We start from the raw sequence: 1115 nt of genomic DNA, 5'->3' as shown, positions 1-1115 counted from the left end.
TTGTGAACTCATGCTGAAGCGCAATTTCTGATTTGTTCTTTTACGTCAGCCGGTTCTGGATTTCCATCAGATTGCTTTCGAAGACCTCGGCTGGCGTTCGGTAGCCGAGGCACTTGCGCGGCGTAGAATTGAGGCGATGGCAAATCGACCTCAAATATCGATTTGTCAGCGCCGTCGGTTCGGTTGATCTGGGGAGGTATCTTCGCAGCCTGTTGTTGGTGTTTTCGACTGTGCCTTTTTGGTAGGGCGCTTGTGGGTCACAGAACCACGCATCCGCGCCGATACCAGTTTTCAGACGCTGCCAAGCCGAGAACTCGGTGCCGCGATCAAAAGTGACGGACTGGCGCGCTTCAGCGGGCAGGGGTGCGAGCCCGTTGATCAACGCCTCCATGATCGGTTTGGACCGGCGGTCTTCATTGCGAATGACGACCGCATAGCGGCTCACACGCTCGACGAGGGACGTCACATTGATCTTCCCATACTCTTTGCGAAACATCATGAGATCGCACTCCCAATGGCCAAACTCGGTACGTTCTCCAACGCGCTCAGGCCTTCGTGACAGGCTCTGGCTGTCGAAGATCTGCGTGCGGTGATGCCGCCGATGTCCGCGTGGCCTGCGGCGCCTTCGGTGTTCGGGGAGATGCCGGTAAAATTGCTCGTCACGCCCATCCTTGGAATAGGCAAAACGGTAGATCGTCTCGTGGCTCACACGGATCGGGTGGCGTTCCATGCGCATGCGACCTGCGATCTGCTCCGGAGACCAGCCAGCTTTCAGGCGATCCTCTATGGCCGCCTTCAAATCCGGATGCGCGATCATCTTCCGATGGATGGCCCGGCGGCGTTCATACATTTTCTGCGCTGCTACCGCGTGATAACCGTTCAACTGCGGCAGCTCTTTGTCCCTGAAGAAATTGCGTTTCAATTCGCGATAGATCGTCGACGGAGCGCGACCCATCCGATCCGCGATCTCTGGCACCGGCATTTTGGCTTCACGCCACTTGGCAATCTTGCGGCGTTCCTCCAAACTCAGGTGAGGGTAAAAGCTTCCCATTCAGCAACCTCCATGCAAACATCTGTTCTAATACAGAATTTGCACTTCGTTTGGGAATCCACCG

1 protein-coding gene is annotated in these 1115 nt (G+C 56.1%); it reads right to left on the bottom strand.

Annotated features, from left to right (window positions below):
• Positions 1-40: 40 nt before the first annotated feature.
• Entirely contained in the window at positions 41-1051 is a 1011-nt protein-coding gene (locus tag AC2FJV_RS20155; protein WP_496714491.1) for an IS30 family transposase, read from the bottom strand.
• Positions 1052-1115 lie beyond the last annotated feature (64 nt).

It is taken from the genome of Ruegeria sp. CDSA241, from assembly GCF_059611265.1.
Note: the sequence above shows the minus strand (reverse complement) of the source record. Positions and strands in the feature narration are given on the sequence as shown.